Below are 18,712 nucleotides of genomic sequence, written 5' to 3' on the forward strand. Positions count from 1 at the left end.
ATCCTTTCTGGTCGTACGGTCGGACCGCGGGGCGGAGCGGGGGGTCAGGGGCGTCCGGGGGGTGTCATCCGGCCGGAGGCGGTGACGGTGACCCGGCCGTGGACCGTGGCGGCGGTGGCCCGGCCCCCGGTGAGGTCGACGGTGCAGGAGAGGGTGGCCGGACGGCCGAGGCCCTCGCCCTGACGGACCTGGTAGGTGTGGCGGCCGTCGACGCCGGGGAGCGCCTTCTCCTCGGCGAGCCAGGCGCCGAGCCCCAGCGCGGCGGAGGCGCAGGCCGGGTCCTCGGGCATGCCGTAACCGGGCGCGAACACACGGACGCGGGCGGTGCGGCCGGCCGGGTCCCAGGCGACGAGCACCGCGTCCGGGCAGTCCGCCCAGACCGGGTCGGCCAGGTCGGCCGCGGCGCGCGCGAGGGCCTTCGCGCCCACCGGCAGGACGTGGAACGCCGGTCCGAAGCCGGTCAGACGCGGAGTGCCCGTCAGATCGGTGTCCGTCAGGCCGCACGCCGTGAGCAGCGGGCCGGGGTCCCACTCGGGCCGCAGCAGCGGCTCGCCCGCGACGGACAGGGTGGAGCCGTCGGCCCCGGCGGTCACGGCGAGCTGCCTGCCGCCGCACTCCTGCACCGCCTTCCCGGCCGCGAGCCGCCCGGCGCGCACGAGCGCGCTCGCGGTGCCCACCGCGCTGTGCCCGCCGTACGGCGACTCCCCGTCCGGGGTCATCACCCGCACTCCGTACGTCGACCCCGGCAGGGCCGGCGGCACCACGAACGCCGTCTCCGTCAGGGCGGTCTCGCGCGCGACGGCCAGCATGTCCGCCGTGGAGAGCGCCGCCGCGTCGGGGACGACGCCGAGGGCGCAGCCGCCGTACGGGGTGTCCGTGAACATGTCGACGATCTCGTACGCGATCAACGTCGCTCTCCTTCGCCACTGGGGGCGCCGCCCGGCCGGGGTGACACGGGCCCGGTCCGCGCAGCCGCCTCCCGTCCGGGGAGCAGCACCTCCTGCGCGACGGCCTCCAGCACACGCGGGTCGCCCTCGTACGGGAACGACGCGCGCGGCCAGTGCACGACCAGGTCGGTGACGCCCAGCTCGCCGAAGCGGCCCACCGCGTCCCGGTACGACTCGACGGATTCGAGCACCCCGCCGACCAGGGCGCCGGTCAGCAGCAGCCGGTCCAGCGTGGCCGGGTCGCGGCCGGTCGCCTCGCACGCGGCGTCGAGCTCGTCCAGTTGCCGGGCGATGTCGGGCAGCGCCTTCTCGTAGGGCAGGGCGTCGAAGCGGCCGGGCGGACCGGCCGTCACCCAGGTGTCCGCCCGCCGCGCCGCGAGCCGCATCCCGCGCGGCCCGGTCGCGGCGACGGCGAACGGCACGCGGGGCCGTGTCAGGCAGCCGGGGTTCACCGGCACGTCGTCGAAGGCGTAGTGCTCGCCCGCGTACGAGGCGCTCCGCTCGGTGAGCAGGAGGTCCAGCGCCTCGACGAACTCGGCGAACCGGTCGGCGCGCTCGCGCGGGGTCCGCTCGGTGGGGTCCACCACCCGGTCGTCCAGGCCGCCCGCCCCCGCGCCCAGTCCGCAGACGAAGCGGCCTCCGGCGACGTCCTCCAGCGACATCACCTCCTTGGCCAGCGTCACCGGGTGGCGGTAGGTGGGCGTGGCGACCATCGTGCCCAGCGTGATCCGCGAGGTGACGGCCGCGGCGGCGGCGAGGGTGGGGACACAGGCGAACCAGGGCTCGTCCCGCAGCCACCGCCACATCAGTTGGTCGTAGGTCCAGGCGTGGTCGAAGCCCAGGCGCTCGGCCAGGACCCACTGCTCGCGCGCCCGCGACCAGCGCCGCTCGGGGAGGATCACCACTCCGTGCCGCACGCGTACTCCTCCTTCGTCGTACCGGATGCCGGCGTGCTCCGTCGTGCTCCGTCGTGCCGGACGTCGTCCGGCCTCGTCGTGCCGGACGGTGTCGCGTCAGGGGGCGCTGTGGTGCAGCACCCGCGGCCTGAGCTGCCCGGCGGCGGCGTCGATCCGGCCCAGGACCGACGCGAAGCCCTCCTCGTAGCCCTGGCGTACCTCGTCGCCGCGCAGTTCCTCGGGGAAGGCGGCGTCCTCCTGCGGACTGAGGCCGGGATAGAGGCCGTTGGTCGCCACGTCCTGCGTGATGGCCCGAAGCCGGCTTCGCAACTGGCCGACCAGCTCCGTCGCGTCGACCGGGGCCCGCAGGGTCAGGAAGTAGTGGTCGTAGATGAGCGCCTGGGTCTCGGGGCGGGTCGGTGCGACCTCCGCGGCCGACTCCTGGAGCAGCGAACGGCCGCCCGGCACCAGCTTGGCCGCCACCCCCGCGTGCACCCTGTGGTACATCTGCACCGCCTTCTTCAGCCGCTCGGCCTCCGGCGTCCCCTCCCACTCGGTCTTCTTGCCCCGCAGCAGCGAGCGCACGGGCACGAAGTCCGGGGCCCAGGTGCCGCTGAAGCTGCGGTGCTGGAGGTACATGCTCGGCCGGATCACCGTGCCGTAGACGTCGGTGGGGCAGGAACTGGTGTACAGCAGCATCGCGGTGTAGGCGTCGGTGAGGTCCGTCATCGCCCGAAGGGACGGCGCGGGGTCGGAACGGGAGCGGGCCTGGTGCAGGGCGTGCGCGGTCAACTGCCATATGGCGAAAGTGGCTTGGTGTCCCGTGATCCAGCGGAACCAGAACAGCTGGTGGGAGATCTCCTCGGCGGCGAGCGCCGGCCCCGTGCGCGGGCACGGTGCGGCGCTCCGCACGCGGGAGGTGTCGGCGGGCAGCACGTCCGAGATCGCGGTCTCCGTTCCCGGCGTCGGCGGCTCGGGCAGCGTCAGCGGTTCCAGGCCGTAGGGGAAGTCCCCGAAGTCCCAGCCGTCGGGCACCGGCAGTTCGGTCACGGTGCGGGGGGCGCGCATGCTCATCGGTCTCCTCCTGGCGGTACGTAGGTGAACTCGAACTCCAGGCCGTTGACGTCCAGGACATAGCAGCTCTGGACGCCGTCGTCGTCGATGACGATGTCGGTGGGCTCCTCGTCACCGGCGAACGTGAACCGGCCGGACTCGTACAGCCGGAACCAGCGCTCGCGCCAGGCCCGCAGCTCCTCGGGGGAGCCGGTGGCGAGGCAGACGTGCTGGAACTGGCGGGTGTTGGCACCGGGGACGGCGCCGTCGTGCCCGGTGCGCTCGAAGAGGTGGAAGCGCAGTCCGGCCACCATCACCTCGGTCAGCCGGGTGATGCCGGGCAGGCGGCTCAGCGTCAGGTCGGAGAAGGCGTCCAGCGTCCAGTTGGTCCGGCAGCCGAAGAACTCCTCGTACCAGGCGGCGCAGTTGTCGAGGTCGTCCGTCTGCACGCCCACGTGGTGCAGCTCCGGTACGAGATGGAGATCGGGGGTGGGATCAGGGCCGAGGCGGGGGTTCGGCGGTCGCTCTGTCGTGTTCCCGGTTCGCTGCAAGATACTGCGCTCCTCTCATTGAAGTCGTGCCAGGAGAGATCGAGGGGTGGGTCGGTGGGGGGAAACGAGAGGCGTTCTTTTTCTCGTTCAGGCAGGCGAATTCCCGGGAATCCGCTCCACTAACCGACGGGGATAAGTGGACGACATGAATCCGCCGTTTTTCTGGAATTCCTTCCTTCGGGGTGCCGAATTTCCTCCTCACGGGGAACACTGGAGTCATGACACAGCATCAGTGGAGCGCGGTGGACGGCTACTTCGACACGGTTCTCGGTGACGAGGACCCCGCCCTGGCCGCCGCCGCCCAGGCACACATCGGATTCGACCTCCCCGATATCGGGGTCTCCCGCTCCCAGGGAAAGCTGCTGCACCTGCTGGCCCTCGTCCAGCGCGCCGAGCGCATTCTGGAGATAGGCACCTTCGGCGGGTACAGCTCCATCTGGCTCGCCCGCGCCCTGCCGCCCGGCGGACGGCTGGTCACCATCGAGTGGGAGCGCTCGTTCGCCGAGACCGCCGCCGGCCATCTGGCGCGGGCCGGTGTCGCCGACCGCGTCGACCAGCGGGTGGGCCGGGCGCTCGACATCCTGCCCGACCTCGCGAAGACCGGGGAGCAGCCGTTCGACCTGGTCTTCATCGACGCCAACAAGCCCGACACCCCGGAGTACTTCGACTGGGCGCTCGAACTGTCCCGGCCCGGCGGCGTCATCGTCGTCGACAACGTGGTGCTCGGCGGCGCCGTCGCCGACGCGGACGACCCCGACGGCGGCGTGCGCGGGATGCGGCGCTTCCACGAGAAGGTCGCCGCGGAGCCCAGGGTCAGCGCCACCACGATCCAGACGGTGGGCGCCAAGGGCTACGACGGCTTCACCCTGGCCGTGATCCTGCCCGACCCGGACGGCCGGCCCGAGGCGCCCGCCCCGCGCTGACGCCCGGCGGGAGGGCGGCCCCCCGGGGGCGGCGGCGGACCGGACACCGGCCGTCCGCCGCCCCCGTCGTCGTGCCGGCCCGCCGCTCATGCCTGGTCGGGCCCGATGAGGTCCGGCGCCGTCCAGCCGTCCAGGTCGTACTCGGACATGCACTCCTCGGCGAAGCCCCGGTAGCCGTCGACCAGGCCGGACGCGGTCTGCGCCATCAGCAGTTCGATACGGACGTTCTCGTGGTTGCCCGAGTAGTTGCGCTCGTACAGTTCGTGCCGGCCGCCGAACTCCGTGCCCACCGAGTCCCAGATCAGCTTCATCAGCTTGACCCGCTCCACCGAGTCGTATCCGTTCGACCCGCGCATGTAGCGGTCGAGATGCGGCCGCAGTTCGGGGTTCTGGAAATCCTTGGCGTGGGAATTCAGGTAGATGAGGCCGCTGCTGAGGTCCTGAAGGATGATCTCGCGGACCCGCGGATAGCCGATCGTCATGAACCAGCGGTATGCCATGCCGTAATCCAGGTTCGGCAGCAGTCCGCCGTCGTGCCATGCGTTCGGATTGTGCGCCATCGCGTCGCTGAGACCCCAGAACATGTTCCGCCAGGCGAGCACCTCGCCCACCCTGGTCTGAATGCCCCGGAAATCCTTCGTGCCGGTCACGTCCAGCCCCTTGAGGAGCAGGCCGGCGAGGAAGTCCAGCTTCACCGCGAGCCGGGTCACGCCGTGGAAGGTGAGCCGGTGCGTGAACCCGGACGTGTTCAGGAAGGTCCCGGCCTTCGCGGTGTCGCCGTAGATGAAGACGTTCTCCCAGGGGATCTTCACCTTGTCCAGGATGAAGACGGTGTCGTTCTCGTCGAGGCGGCTCGACAGCGGGTAGTCGAAGGGGCTGCCCATCCGGTTCGCGGCCAGCTCGTACGACTGGCGGCAGATCAGCTTCACCCCCGGCGCGTCCATCGGCAGCGTCGCGACGAGCGCGAACTCCTTCTTCTTGACCGGCAGTCCGTAGTGCGCGACGAAGTTGAAGTGGGTCAGCGCCGACCCCGTCGCCACCACCTTCGCGCCGCTGACCACCAGGCCGTCGTCGCACTCCTTCTCGACGTGCACGAACACGTCGCCGACCTCGTCCGGCGCCCGGTTGCGGTCCACGGGCGGGTTGATCACCGCGTGGTTCCAGAACAGCACCCGCTCCTGCGCCTCCGCGTACCAGCGACGGGCGTTGTCCGCGAACTCCCCGTAGTAGTCCGGGTCCGCTCCCAGCGTGACGAGGAAGCTCGCCTTGTAGTCGGGGCTGCGGCCCATCCAGCCGTACGTCATCCGGGCCCAGCGGGCGATCGCGTCCCGGTCGCCGACCAGGTCCTCCACACTGCGCGGCACCCGGTAGAACTTGTGCGTGTAGCCGTCGCTGCCGGTGTCCGTCGGCGTGGTCAGCGTGTCGTGGTGCTCCGGGTCGTGCAGCGCGTCGTACAGCCGCGCCGTCATCCGCGCCGTGTTGCGGAACGCCGGGTGCTTGGTGACGTCGTCGACCCGCTCCCCGTACGCCCAGATCTCCCGGCCGTCGCGGATGCTCTCCAGGTACTCGTCGCCGGTCATCGGGCGGGTCGTGCGGCGCGGCGCCGCGTCACCGGTGGCGCCCGCGGCGCCGGTGGCCCCGGTGGCGGGGGTTTCCGCCGCGCCCGTGCTGTGCCTCGTGTCCGTCATGTACGTCAGTCCCCTGTCCTGTCTGTCCTGTCGGGCTCTTCGGGTACCGGGAGGTGCGTCACCGGGTCCATGCCGTCCAGGCACAGCGACCAGGCGACGGCGGAGTCGTCCGGCGCCAGCGCCGGGAAGGCGCCGCCGTGGAACAGCAGCGGCCGTCCCGGACGGCTCTCGAACTCCTCGACGCTCCCGATGTGCAGCGTGTGGTCGCCGCCGTCGTGGATCTGCCAGGGCCGGCAGACCAGATGGGCCACCGTGCCCGCCAGCCGCGGGTGCGGCCCGTCCTCGTCCACCCACGGCACGGGCTCCGCCATGGGCCGACCGGCGAAGTGCATCGCCAGATCGCGCTGCGAGGCGTCGAGGATGTTGACGACGTAGTCGCCGTCCTGCCGCAGCAGCGCGCCCGCCCGGCTGCGCCGGTCCAGCGCCACCAGGGCCAGCGGCGGGTCCAGCGACACTGAGGTGAACGCGTTGACCGTGGTGCCGTGCACGAGGTCGCCGCGGCGGCAGGTGATCACCGTGACCCCCGTCGCGAACTGGCCCATGCAACTGCGCAGGGCGCGCGGGTCGATCGGCCGGGGCGCGGTGTCCACGCCCCCTCGCTCAGGCATGCTCATGGGTCCCCCTGGACTCCCGGAGCCGGGTGACGTGGACACCGGCCCCGTCGCTGTCGTGGACGCCCGGCCGGGGTGCCGCGGCCGGCGCCAGAGCGTCGGTCAGCAGGTCGGCCAGGATGCCGGGGCCGTCCTCGGTCAGGAACGACTCCGCGTGGAACTGGATGGTGGACAGGGCCGGGCCGCGCAGCGCGATGACCTCGTCGCCGGCGCGCTGCACCTGCACCGGCCCGCCGCCCAGCGGCGGGTGCAGCCGGTCGCCGTCGGCCCGCGCGGCGTAGCTGTTGTAGAAGCCGGCCCGGCGCGGCCTGCCCCACAGCGGGACCCGCAGCCGTCTGCCCTGCGCCGGGTCGGGCAGCCGGGCCACCCGCAGCCCCAGCAGCGTGCACACCACCTGGTGTCCCAGGCAGATCGCCGCCAACGGCAGCCCGGCCGTGAGCCGTTCGCGGGCCGTGGCCCGCAGCACCCGCACCCGGGGATCGGCCGTGTCCCGCGGATCGCCGGGCCCCGGTCCGAGCAGGACCACGCCCGGCGACCCGGCGACCCCGCCCGCCGTCCGGTGCCAGGGCACCACCCGCACCGAGCAGCCCAGCGACCGCAGTTGGTAGGCGAGCATCGACGTGAACCCGTCCTCGGCGTCGACGATCGTGACCTCGGCGCCCGCCACGGCCCGGGCGGCTCTGACGTCGCCGGTCCCGCGCAGCCAGAACGCCGCCAGCCCGTCGTTGCGGGCGGCCAGCGCGCCGCGCACCGGACCGGCCTCGGCCAGCCCCGCGGCGGACGCCGGCACCGGCGCCTTCGCCGACCGCCGACCGGACAGCGCGTCCAGCAGACCCGACAGCTTGGCGGTGGTCTCCGCCGTCTCGTGCGCCGGCACCGACTCCCGTACGACGGTGGCGCCCGCCGTCAGCCGTACGGTGCCGTCCGCCCCGAGGTCCGCCATGCGCAGCATCAGCGCCGCGTCCAGCCGCCGCTGCCCGCCCTCGCGGCCCAGCAGGGCGATGACCCCGCTGTAGTAGCCCCGGCCGCGCGGCTCGTACCGCTCGATCACCCGGCAGGCGTTCTCCACCGGGCTGCCCGTCACGGTCGGCGCGGGCATCGTGGTGCGGAGGATCTCGGTGAGCGGGCGGTCCGAACGGCCGGAGAGGTAGTACTCGGTGTGCGCGAGCCGGGACATCCACTTCAGGGACGGCCCGCTGACCCGGACCTCGTCGCCGCACAGGGCCGCCATCATCTTCAGTTCCTCGTCGACGACCATGTACAGCTCGTCGGTCTCCTTGGGGTCGCGCAGGAAGCGCAGCAGCCCCGGCAGGTCGGCGCCGGTCCGCGGGTAGCGGTAGGTCCCGCTGATCGGGTTCATCTCGACCAGGTCGCCCCGCACCCGCACCTGCTGCTCCGGGGTCGAGCCGATCAGGTACCGGTCGCCGGTGAAGATCAGGAACGTCCAGTAGGCGCCGGTCTCGGCCGTGATCAGCCCCCGCAGCACGGCGAGGGCGGCCGTGCGGTCGAAGGCGCGGATGCGGCCGTGCAGGCTGCGGGCCAGCACGAAGTTGGAGCCCTCGCCGCGGTGGATCTCGCGGTGGACGATGGCGTCCACGGCCGCCGCGTAGCCGTCGTCGTCGATGTCGAAGCGGGTGTCCTCCACCCGCGGCGCCCGGTCCGGCAGGCAGGCCAGCAGCCGGTCGAGGGGGACCCTCCGGTGCTCGCGCACCTCCATGGCGAGCAGCGGCTCGCCGTCGTCGGGGTGCGCGAAGCCGCGCTCGCGGATCTGCCGGTAGGGGGCGAGGACGAGGGTGTCCGGGGCGTCCGCGCCGCCGTCCGTGGACCGCGTCGCCCCGCCGGGCCGGTCCAGGCCGAGGGCGTCCAGGTCGTCCTCGCGCCGTACCGGGCCGCTGAGGATCTCCACCGGCGCCGTGCGGCCGGCGCCGGAGCGGTGCAGCACCGCGAAGGGGTGGCCCGGCGGCGGCAGCAGCGCGTCGTGGGCCTGCGCCGGAGCGGCGGTGGTGGCGGGGGGCGCGGTCATACGGCCGCCCCCACGGGCAGCCGGCAGTGTGCGACGGCGGCGACGGCCTGGACGAGGCTGAGCCGGGGGTCGCACAGGCTGCGGTAGCCCGGCCCGCGGACGGGGACGCGACCCGCGCCCTCGCACTCGCAGATGTCATCGGGCGAGGCCTCCAGGTGCAGCCCCGCGCACCGCTCCCCGTTCTCCGCCAGGACGTCCACGCACTGCCGGATCTCGGACATGATCGTGTCGAGGCGTCGCGTCTTGAGCCCGTCGGGCGTCTTCACGGTGTTGCCGTGCATCGGGTCGCACATCCACAGCACCGGGTGCCCGGCCTGCCGCACCGCCCGTACCAGCGGGGCCAGTCCGGCGACCCGGTCCGCGCCGAACCGGGCGATGAGGGTGAGCCGGCCCGGGGTCCGGTGCGGGTCGAGCGCCGCGCACAGGTCCAGCACCTCGTCGACGGTCGCCTCGGGCCCGACTTTGCACGCCACCGGGTTGTCCAGTTCGGTCATCAGACGCACGTGTGCGAAGTCGGCCTGACGGGTGCGCTCGCCGATCCAGGGCCAGTGCGTGGACGCCAGATAGCTGCCGCCGTCCGTGTGCCGCCGTACTTGGGGGAGTTCGTAGTCGAGCAGGAGCGCCTCGTGGCTGGTCCACACCCGGTCCTCGGGAGCGGCGCCCTCGCCGCGGCCCAGCCGGTCGAGCGCGGTGACGGCGCAGCGGGCGGCCTCCAGTCCGGTGATGACGCGGGACGGGTCGGGTGTGCGGGCCTCCTCGCAGGCCTCCGGCGCGTTGACGACCGGGCCCCGGAACACCGGGAGCCGTCCGCCGGGGACGGTCTCCCAGTCGTCGGAGCGGGGCTTGGCGAACTGCCCGGCCATCCGCCCGACGCGCACGACGGGCAGACCGGAGCCGGTGCGCATGACGTCGCCGAGGACGTCGAGCATCTCCACCTTGCGTTCGACGTCGCAGGGTGCGCACTCGGTGGTCAACTCCACGCAGTCGCCGGCCTGGATGAGGCAGAACTCGCCCTCGGCGGCCCGCGCGAGGAGCCCGCGCAGCTCGCGGACGCTCGCGTACGACACCAGCGGCGACTCGCGGGCCAGCCGGTCGTGCACGGGGGCCAGGCGGGAGGGATCGGGCCATTGAGGCTGCTGGCGGGCGGGGAGAGCGGCCACCATCGAGGCGATCAACGGGTCGTGTCCGGCGCCCGGAAAGGGGTATCGAGACATGCTGTCGGCCTTCGTTCTGAGCGGCCAGGGGAGTGACCGCCTGCGGATGTCTGGGTGGGGGGAGCCGCTGGGCGGCCCGGTCTACGCGCCCTGCCGCGCAAGGGCACGGTCGTCCAGCTCACCGGCCGCTTCGAACCAGCGGATCATGCGGGCGAGGGACCGGCGGTCGATGTCGGGCCAGTGCAGCCCGAGGCGGTCGAGGAGCCGGGTCGTCCGCTCGTTGCCGTAGGTGTTCTCGCCCAGTTCGAGCGCGCCCTCCCGGAACAGCGGGACGGCCGCGGCGAGGGCGTTGCCCCCGGGCCGGCGGGCCGACTCCTCCAGGCGCGTCAGCCACTCCTCGGCGGGCACCGTGTCCAGCGGGTGCCCGCAGTCGCGGACGGCGGCGTGCACGGGGGTGAAGTCGGAGCCGCGCGGGTGGAACAGGTGGTACGTGGCGCCGTCGGCGGACGGCTCGCGGGAGAGGGCGGCGACGGCCCGGCCGACGAAGTCCACCGGCAGCAGGTCGGTGGTGAGTTCCTCGGCGGGCGGGGCCGAGCCGAGTTCGATGAAGCTCTTGATCTGCCGCCACAGGAAGTCGTCGGCCTGGCAGGCGCCGGTGACGCTGTCGCCGGAGATCCGGCCGATGCGATAGACGGTCACCGGCATCCCGCGCTCCCGCGCCAGGCGGGCGATGCCCTCGGCGACCCACTTGCTCTGCGTGTAGCCGATGCCGAGGCCCTCACACCTGTCGGGCACCGCTTCCTCGGTGATCGTCCCGCCCTCGCGGCCGGGGGCGAACACGGCGACGGTCGACATGTGGTGCACGTGCTTGAGCCGTCCCGTGGCGGCGAACTCCAGTACGGAGCGCAGGCCGTCGACGTTGGCCGGCTTCACCGAGGCGTACGGCAGCACGAAGTTGATGTGCGCCGCCGCGTGGTGGACCGCCTCGACCGATCCGGCCAGCTCGTCGTGGTCCGCGTCGGACAGGCCCATCCGGGGCCGGGCCAGGTCGCCGGGGACGGCGCGCACCCGTTCCCAGTCGATGCCATCGGTGATGCCGTACCGGTCGGCCGTGGCGTGCAGCCGGGCCAGGGCGGCGTCCGCGTCCTCGGCGCGCACCAGACAGGTCACGGTGTGCCCGGGGAAGCTCGCCAGCTCCCGCAGCAGCCAGCAGCCGAGGAAGCCGGTCGCGCCGGTCAGCAGGAACCGGGTCGCGGCGTCCGGCGCGACCGGTGTCCGGTCGCCGGGGTGGACGGTGTCCGGCAGGGTCACGTCGGCGCGCAGGTCGGCCGTGGGCTCCGTGAAGGCGGTGGTGTCGCCCGCCCGCCGCTCGTCGATCCGCGCGGCCATCCCGGCGACCGTCGGGTTGTCGAACAGGGTCCGCAGCGGGATGTCGACCTCGAACGACGTCCGCAGCCGGTAGACGAGTTCGGTGGCGATGATGCTGTTGCCGCCGAGGGTGAAGAAGTCGCCGTCGCGTCCGGGGACACCGCCGCCCAGGATGTCCGCCCAGGCCTCGGCGATCGCGCGCTCGGTCCCGGTCCGCGGCGGTTGTGCCGCCCTGGCGTCCTGGTCGGCGCCCCGGTCGCGCACCTCTGCGGCCAGCCGTCCGGCCAGCCCGCCCCGGTCGATCTTCCCGCTGGGCGTGGTCGGCAGCCGGTCCAGCCGGACCAGGTGCGCGGGCACCAGGTACTCCGGCAGCCGCTCGGCGAGCGCGGCCCGCAGCCGTGCGGTGTCGTCGGCGCCCTCGCCCGTGACGGCGGCCACCAGCCGCCGGTCGCCCGGCCCGAACTCGACCGCGACCACCGCCGAGTCCCGCACTCCGTCGAGGGCGTCGAGGGCGGCCTCGACCTCGCTGGGTTCCACGCGGTAGCCGCGAATCTTGATCTGGTCGTCGGCGCGGCCCAGGTACTCCAGGTCGCCGCGGGCGTTCCACCGGACGAGGTCGCCCGTACGGTAGATCACCTCGCCCTCGCCGCCGTACGGGTCGGGCAGGAAGCGCCGTGCCGTCTCCTCGGGCCGGCCCCGGTAGCCGGGCGACAGGTACGGGCCGCCGATGTACAGCTCGCCCGTGACGCCCGGCGGGAGGAGTTCGCGGTCCGGGCCGAGGACGCGCAGCCGCATCCCGTCGACCGCCCGCCCGATCGGCGGGGCCTCGGGCCAGTCGGCGGGGTCGCCCGACAGCTCGTGCCAGGTGGCGAGGTGGGTCTCGGACGGGCCGTACATGTTGAGCAGCCGGGCGCGGGGGTGCCGGGCGAAGAACTCCCGGATCTGCGGGGAGACGACCAGCGCCTCGCCGACCGAGGTCACCTCGCGCAGCGCGTCGCAGCGCAGGTCCTCCGCGACGGCGAGCGCCGCGAACCGCTGGAGCGCGATGTACGGCAGGTACAGGCGGGTGACGTCGTGCTCGGCGACGAACGCGGCCAGCCGGTGCAGGTCCTTGTGGAGTTCACCGGGGATCAGGGCGAGTGTTCCGCCGACGCAGAGCGTCCCCAGGATCTCCATGACGGAGACGTCGAAGGAGAGCGTCATGTACTGGAGGGTGGTGCCCGTCGCCCCGCAGGGACTGATCCGGTGCTGGGCGGCGACCAGGTTGCCGACGGTGCGGTCCCGGATGACGACGCCCTTGGGGGCGCCGGTCGACCCGGAGGTGTGGATGACGTAGATCTCGTCGTCGGGCGTCCGGGTCGGGCCGAGTGGCGCGGGGTCGGCGGCGGCGATCCGGTCCGCCTCCCGGTCGATCTCCAACAGCTGTGTGCCAGGCGGAAGTCGGTCGGCCGTGGCGCTGTCGGTGAGGACGAGGAGGGCCTCGGTGTCGTCCAGGACGTACGCCACCCGCTCCGGCGGGTGCGACGGGTCCAGCGGCACGTAGGACGCCCCTGACTTCACGACGGCGAGCAGTCCCGCGACCATCTCGACCGAACGGGGCAGGGCGATCGCGACCCGGCGGCCCGCCGCCGCGCCCTCCTCGCGCAGGACCCGCGCGAGCCGTCCGGCCCGCTCGTCCAGTTCGCGGTACGTCCACCCGTGGGCGCCGTCCGTCACGGCCACGGCGTCCGGGGTCGCCGCCGCCTGCCGCTCGAACAGTGCGGCCACCGGCACCGCAGGCGCCGAGCGGTCCACACGGTCGTCGTGGGCCAGCACCTCCCGCTCCTCGTCGGCGGCAAGCAGTCCGAGATCGCGGACCGGGGTGTCCGGAGCCGCCTCGGCGAACCGGGTCAGCAGCCGGCCCAGCCGTTCGCCCATGCTCCGCGCCGTCGCCTCGTCGAAGAGGTGCGCGTCGTACTCCAGGCTGCCGAGCAGCCCGTCCGCCTCCCGGGCGAACACCACCGACAGGTCGTACTTCGCGCCGTGCGCCATGTCACGCCGGATGGTCAAGGGCGTTGCTTCGTAGGTGACTTGGGCGGAGCCGGGATCGGTCAGGACGAGCATCGTCTGCACGACCGGCGTGTGAGCGCCGGTGCGGTCGGGCCGCAGCCGCTCCACGACCTTGTCGAAGGGGGCCCACTTCAGCCGCAGTGCGCCGGCCACCTCCTCGCGCGCCCGACCCAGCACCTCGCGCACGGTCATCGCGCCCGTCACGTCCTGGCGCAGCACGACCATGTTGACGAAGTAGCCGACGAGGTCCTTGGTCTGCGGGTCGTCCCGCAGGGAGACGGGCGAGCCGATCAGCACCCGCTCCTGGCGGCTCAGCTTGGCGAGGAACGTGCCGTACACCGCGAGGAGCGCCATGAACAGCGTGACACCCTCCTGCTTCGCCAGCCGTTCCAGCTTCTCGGTCACCCCGGCCGGGACGCGTAACGGGAGGGTGGCGCCCCGGTGTTCCTGCGCGGCGGGCCGGGGCCGGTCGGAGGGCAGGGCCAGCACGGGCAGGTCCCCGGCGAGCCGGTCGGCCCACTCGTCGAGCAGCCGGGTGGTCCGCTCGGGCGTGAGGTGCCTGCGGTGCCACTCCGCGAAGTCGGCGTACTGCGGGCGTCCCGGCACGGCCTCCACCGGCAGGCCCCGCCCGGTGCGGTCGTAGGCGTCGAGGAGTTCGCGCAGGAAGATCCCGGCCGAGGCGGCATCGGACGCGATGTGGTGGATGTTGCAGACGATCGCGCTCTCCGCACCCGGACCGAGCGCACAAGTCACCGAGACCACGGGCCCGTGCTCCAGGTCGAGGCGGGTGTTGGCCACCCGCCGGGCGAGCGCGTCGAGTTCCTTGTCGTCGCCGTACTGCTCGACGCCGTAGTGGAAGGCCGTGTCGTCGTCGGAGACGACCTGGAGGAGCCGGGCGTCACGCAAGGCGTAGGTGGTGCGCAGGACTTCCTGGCGCCGCAGCACCCCGGCGACGGCCCGCCGCAGCCGTTCCCCGTCGAGCCGGAACGGCAGCCGCGTCAGGAACGGGCCGTTGTAGGCCTGCGGGGTCGGCAGGTACTGGTCGATGAGCCAGATGCCGCTCTGGCCGAACGAGGCCTGCGTCGTGGCGCCGTCGCGCGGCGCGGACCCGGCCGTCAGCTCCTGTCCGCCGGAGCCGGCGCGGCCCCGCGCGAGCCGCTCGGCCACGGCAGCCGCGCTCTGCGCGCCCAGCTGTTCCCCGGCCGGCGGGTCGACGGCGAAGACGGCCCGCAGCACCGCGCCCAGCTGCTCCAGCAGCGCGGGGTCGTCGCAGTGGTCGGAGAAGGCCTCGTCGGGCCTGAGACCGGGGGAACGGAGTGTTCTCCTGGCCAGGTCCAGAACAGCCGATGTCAAAGGGTTGTTCACGGTCCGCCCCCTCCGGAGACGTCGGGCGACCGGCGCGGCGCGCGTGCCGGGCGCTGTCGGGTCTCCGTCAGCCGTGCGACGACGAGGTGGTGGCCGCCTGGTCGCGGGACTCCTCGATGAAGCGCGCCAGCTGCTCGACCGTGCCGTGCCGGAAGACCGTCTCGGTGGTGATCTCGATCCCGAATATCTTCTGGAGACGGGAGGCCAGCTGCACGAAGTGGAGGGAATTGCCGCCGTGTCCCAGGAAGGAGTCGGTGGTCGAGAAGTCGTCCATTCCGGAGATCTCGATCCAGGACTGGAGGACGACAGCTTCGAGGGGGTTCTGCATGGTCTTCTCGCCTTTCTCGGATTTCTCGTTCCTGTTGTTCCGGATTTTCTGGTTCTTCCGGGATTCCACGGTGAGCGCGGTGCGGTCGATCTTCCCGTTCACGTTCGTCGGCATTTTCTCCAGGTGCCGGAACACGGAGGGGACCATGTGCGAGGGCAGGTCCGCGGAGAGCCGCCGGACCAGGTCCGAGGGGTCGGCCGGGCAGCCGTCGCCGGTGGTGTAGAAGGCGACGAGTCGCTTCTCGTGGGTGTCCTCGTCCTCGAAGGCCTTGACGGCGGCGTCCGCGACCCCGTCGAGGGCGCGCACGGCCAGCGTCACGGCGCTGGTCTCCACCCGGAACCCGCGGATCTTCACCATGCCGTCGGACCGCCCCACCAGCACGATGTCGCCGTTGTCGTTCCGCCGCGCGAGGTCGCCTGTGCGGTAGAGCAGTCCGTCGCCGTCCGGGTTGCGGGTGAACTTCTCGGCGGTCAGCTCCGGCTGGTCGGCGTAGCCGAGGGCGACGCCGGTGCCGCCCACGCAGAGTTCGCCCACCTCGTCGGCGTCACAGGGGCGCATCGACGGGTCGTAGACCTCCAGGGTGACCGTCGGCAGCGGGCGGCCGATCGGGACGACGCCCGCCCCGTCCACGTCGTCGGGCGAGGTCAGCGGGTGCAGGGCGGTGATCGAGGAGTTCTCCGTGCACCCGTAGCCGTTGTAGACGACCGCGTCGGTGTGCGCGAGGGCGCGGCGCAGGTGGCCGGGGGAGGGGAAGTCGCCGCTGAGCAGCACGATCCGCACCGGGCGCAGACACTCCGGCTCCTGGTCGACCAGAGCGTTGAACAGGCCGCAGGGGAGGCTGAGCACGGTCGCGCCGCGCTCCTCGACGGCCTCGCGCAGCACCGGCAGCGAGGGGAGCCCCGGGGGCATCGGCAGCAGGGTGGCGCCGTGCAGGAAGGCGAGCCAGATCTCGATCGTCGAGGCGGCGAACGAGAACGCGGCCGACTGGGTCAGGCCGTCCGGGGGGCCGATGTCGAGGGGGCCGCTGTGGGGGCCGAGCCGGGCCAGTCCGCGGTGCGCGATCCGTACGCCCTTGGGCCGGCCGGTGGAGCCGGAGGTGTACATGAGGAACGCGGTGTCCTCGGGGCCGGTGCCGGGATCGGTGTCGCCGTCGGGGAGTCCCTCGCTGCCTCGGACCAGGTCGTCCCGGGAGAGCGCGCCGGCGCGGGCCTCGGGGGGCAGGTCGTCGGGGTCGTCGCAGATCACCGGCGACGGGCGGGCCTCGCGGAGGATACGGGCGAGGTACTGCGTGGGATGGGCGGGGTCGAGCGGGACCACGCAGCCTCCGGCCTTGAGGACCGCGAGGAGGACCGCGTAGAGGTCGGGAGAGCGGTGCATGTGCACTCCGACGCGGTCGCCTCTACCGACGCCGCGAGCCTGGAGGTGCCGGGCCATGCGGTTGGCCCGCCGGTTGAGCCGGTCGTACGTGACGCGTTCCGCGCCGTCCGCGAGGGCGACGGCCCCGCCGTGCAGGCGGACCGTCCGTGCGAAGAGGGTCGTCAGGACGAGAGGGGGGTCCTGGGTCGGTGGACTTCCCGCCCGTAATGCGGCTTCCAGCTTTTCCGTCGACTCTTCCGTCGATAATGACGGGTAATTCTTTTCCATGATCGCTGATCTCCTCGGGGGTTCGTCCGGAGGAAGGGCTCCCGGGGTTCCCGTGCGCCCGCAGCGCATGTCGTGGAGAACCTGAGTCGGGCTCGTGCGTAGTCAGCGGCTAAAGGTGAAAATATGGTTTCCGTCTGGAAATCGATGCTAATCACGGTTTCGCGTCGATGTCAAACGTGTGTGCTGATCCGCTGGTTGTGCGGGTATCCCCGTGCGTTAAGCGCACGCACCGGCCCATGGAATGGGGCGTGAAGCTCCGCCCCGCCTCCGTGTCGGCCCGGCATATCCGGTGCGCCCGTTCGGTGCGGTCGACCGGTACGCGTCCGCGACCGGCCCTCGCACTCCCGTACCCCGGCTTCGCGGGCTCACGCCCCCCGATGGTGTCCTCAGGGAAATCATTTTTCGGCCGATGGCGGCCCCGGCGGCACACCCTTGGTAAAGTGGAATCCCCCCACCGGTCACCCCCGTACCGGAAGCACTCATGACTCCACTAGACGGCTCGACCCCCACCCATCATGCGGAACCGACCGTTCTACAGGCAGCCCTGACCCACCTTCAGTGCCTGCTGGTCGCCCGCCGCTCCCGCGTCAACCCCGAGGGCGTCAACTGGCACCAGTACGACGTCCTCGAACTCCTGCGTGCGCGCGGCTCCATGCGGCCCTCCGAGCTGAGCGACGTGCTGGAGGTCTCCCGGCAGACCACGTCGAAGGCCCTGCGCGTCCTCAAGGACCTGAACCTGGTGGAGCAGGTGGCCGCCGGAGAGGACCGCCGCGAACTGAGCACCTCCCTCACCCCGGAGGGGCATCTGTTCCTCGCCCGGATCGCCCGCGGCCACCACGACGTCGGACGGCTCGCCGCCTCGGTCCTGACCGAGGGCGAGAGCGCCCTGTTCGCGGAACTCTGCGAGAAGGTCGCCGCGGCCATGGAGTCCGACCAGGTGCGGTGAGACCGTCGCCGGGTGTCCTGTCGGGGGCCGCCTCGTTGCGCCGGGCATGAACGATCACACCCCCCACGTCCGTCCGGCGCCCGTGCTCGTCCTCGGCGCCCGCGGCACCACCGGCCGCCGCGTCGCCGCCCGCCTGCGCGACGCCCACCACCCGGTCCGGGCCGCCTCCCGCGGCTCCGCCGTCTCCTTCGACTGGCACGACGACACCACCTGGGAGCCGGCGCTCACCGGCGTCGAACGCGTCTACCTGATGCTGCCGCACGCATTGCCGCTGGCACCGGACTTCGTCCACCGCGCGCTCGCGACGGGCGTACGCCGACTGGTCCTGCTGTCCAGCCGCGCCATCGAGGAGATGGGTGACGAACGGCTGATGGCCGCCGAGCGCCTGGTCCGCGACTCCGGGGCGGACTGGACGATCGTCCGGGCCGATTGGTTCGACCAGAACTTCGACGAAGGCATCTTCCGCAAGGCCGTCCTCGACGGCACGCTCGCCCTGCCGCTCGGGGAGTGCCGCCAGACGTTCGTCGACGCGGACGACATCGCCGCCGTCGTCGTGGCCGCCCTCACCGAGGACGGCCACTCCGGCCGCACCTACGAGGTGACCGGCCCCGAGGCGCTCTCCTTCACCGACGCGCTGACACTGATCGGGCGCGCCGCCGGCCTCTCCGTCGACTTCCACGGTGACAAGGAGACCTACCGCGCCACCGGACTCGCCGAGGGCCGCCCCGCCGAGGACGTCGAGCGCGAGATCAGCGCCTTCACCGCCCTGGCCGCCCTCGGCGACGCCCACCCCACGGACACCGTCCACCGCCTCACCGGCCGTCCCCCGAAACGCTTCGCCGCCTACGCCGAGGAGACCGCGGCGACGGGGGCGTGGTCGGGCAAGGGATGAGACGCGAGGGTGCGGGTCACCGGGTGAGAGGGCACGGATCCAGCTGAGTACGGGCGTGATGCCGATCCCGGCCGCGATCCATATCGGCTGCTGGTGCGCGAGGCCCGGCGGGAAACGGGGACGCATGGGCTCGTGCTGTACCTGCCGCAGGCACAAATCGACTCGGTGGCACAGTTGTTCTGGTTGCACCCGAAGTCCGCGGGCGGTGCGGCGGGCCTGGTCCCAGGCGACGAGCACCGCGTCCGGGCAGTCCGCCCAGACCGGGTCGGTCAGG

At 72.8% G+C, this 18,712-nt stretch carries 13 protein-coding genes; 3 read left to right on the plus strand and 10 right to left on the minus strand.

Features of this window, described 5'->3' with window-relative positions; all coding sequences use genetic code 11:
* Positions 1–44: 44 nt before the first annotated feature.
* From KMS84_RS14480 to KMS84_RS14495, 4 genes are all read right to left on the minus strand, one after another.
* On the minus strand, positions 45–908 hold the full coding sequence (locus KMS84_RS14480) for a PhzF family phenazine biosynthesis protein (RefSeq protein WP_256916621.1): 864 nt from the start codon (positions 906–908) through the stop codon (positions 45–47).
* A complete protein-coding gene (locus tag KMS84_RS14485) occupies positions 905–1,864 on the minus strand; it encodes an LLM class flavin-dependent oxidoreductase (protein WP_256916622.1) in 960 nt (319 codons plus the stop codon). The genes KMS84_RS14480 and KMS84_RS14485 overlap by 4 nt, the downstream gene beginning before the upstream one ends.
* A gap of 96 nt (positions 1,865–1,960) precedes the next feature.
* A complete protein-coding gene (locus tag KMS84_RS14490) occupies positions 1,961–2,917 on the minus strand; it encodes a 3-methyl-L-tyrosine peroxygenase-related protein (protein ID WP_256916623.1) in 957 nt (318 codons plus the stop codon).
* Complete coding sequence (locus tag KMS84_RS14495) at positions 2,914–3,447, minus strand: VOC family protein (protein WP_256916624.1); 534 nt, start codon at positions 3,445–3,447, stop codon at positions 2,914–2,916. The genes KMS84_RS14490 and KMS84_RS14495 overlap by 4 nt, the downstream gene beginning before the upstream one ends.
* Before the next feature lie 218 nt (positions 3,448–3,665).
* Here KMS84_RS14495 and KMS84_RS14500 point away from each other — a divergent pair, with 218 nt between their 5' ends.
* The gene (locus KMS84_RS14500; RefSeq protein ID WP_256916625.1) at positions 3,666–4,370 is read left to right on the plus strand and encodes an O-methyltransferase; all 705 of its coding nucleotides are present in this window, start codon (positions 3,666–3,668) and stop codon (positions 4,368–4,370) included.
* Positions 4,371–4,456: 86 nt separating this feature from the next.
* Here the strand turns inward: KMS84_RS14500 and KMS84_RS14505 are convergent, their stop codons facing one another.
* The 6 genes from KMS84_RS14505 to KMS84_RS14530 form a co-directional block, all read right to left on the minus strand.
* Positions 4,457–5,950 (minus strand): 4-hydroxyphenylacetate 3-hydroxylase family protein, encoded by a 1,494-nt coding sequence (locus KMS84_RS14505; protein ID WP_256916666.1) that lies wholly within the window; start codon positions 5,948–5,950, stop codon positions 4,457–4,459.
* Between the two features lie 113 nt (positions 5,951–6,063).
* A complete protein-coding gene (locus KMS84_RS14510; protein ID WP_256916626.1) occupies positions 6,064–6,672 on the minus strand; it encodes a flavin reductase family protein in 609 nt (202 codons plus the stop codon).
* Positions 6,659–8,692, minus strand: a complete 2,034-nt coding sequence (locus KMS84_RS14515) for an anthranilate synthase family protein (protein ID WP_256916627.1) — start codon at positions 8,690–8,692, stop codon at positions 6,659–6,661. Before KMS84_RS14515 ends, KMS84_RS14510 begins: the two co-directional genes overlap by 14 nt.
* On the minus strand, positions 8,689–9,906 hold the full coding sequence (locus tag KMS84_RS14520; protein WP_256916628.1) for a 3-deoxy-7-phosphoheptulonate synthase: 1,218 nt from the start codon (positions 9,904–9,906) through the stop codon (positions 8,689–8,691). Before KMS84_RS14520 ends, KMS84_RS14515 begins: the two co-directional genes overlap by 4 nt.
* 81 nt (positions 9,907–9,987) lie before the next feature.
* The gene (locus KMS84_RS14525; protein WP_256916629.1) at positions 9,988–14,616 is read right to left on the minus strand and encodes a non-ribosomal peptide synthetase; all 4,629 of its coding nucleotides are present in this window, start codon (positions 14,614–14,616) and stop codon (positions 9,988–9,990) included.
* 79 nt (positions 14,617–14,695) lie between these two features.
* The gene (locus KMS84_RS14530; protein WP_256916630.1) at positions 14,696–16,600 is read right to left on the minus strand and encodes a non-ribosomal peptide synthetase; all 1,905 of its coding nucleotides are present in this window, start codon (positions 16,598–16,600) and stop codon (positions 14,696–14,698) included.
* A 481-nt stretch (positions 16,601–17,081) separates the two neighbouring features.
* Between KMS84_RS14530 and KMS84_RS14535 the strand changes: the two genes are divergently transcribed.
* Together KMS84_RS14535 and KMS84_RS14540 are read left to right on the plus strand one after the other, a co-directional pair.
* Positions 17,082–17,546 carry a MarR family winged helix-turn-helix transcriptional regulator gene (locus KMS84_RS14535; protein WP_256916631.1) on the plus strand — a complete coding sequence of 155 codons (465 nt, stop codon included), beginning with the start codon at positions 17,082–17,084 and terminating at the stop codon, positions 17,544–17,546.
* A 46-nt stretch (positions 17,547–17,592) separates the two neighbouring features.
* Positions 17,593–18,438: an SDR family oxidoreductase gene (locus KMS84_RS14540; RefSeq protein WP_256916632.1), complete on the plus strand. Its 846-nt coding sequence runs from the start codon at positions 17,593–17,595 to the stop codon at positions 18,436–18,438.
* Positions 18,439–18,712 lie beyond the last annotated feature (274 nt).

Source organism: Streptomyces hilarionis (assembly GCF_024539675.1).
Classification (GTDB): Bacteria; Actinomycetota; Actinomycetes; order Streptomycetales; family Streptomycetaceae; genus Streptomyces; species Streptomyces hilarionis.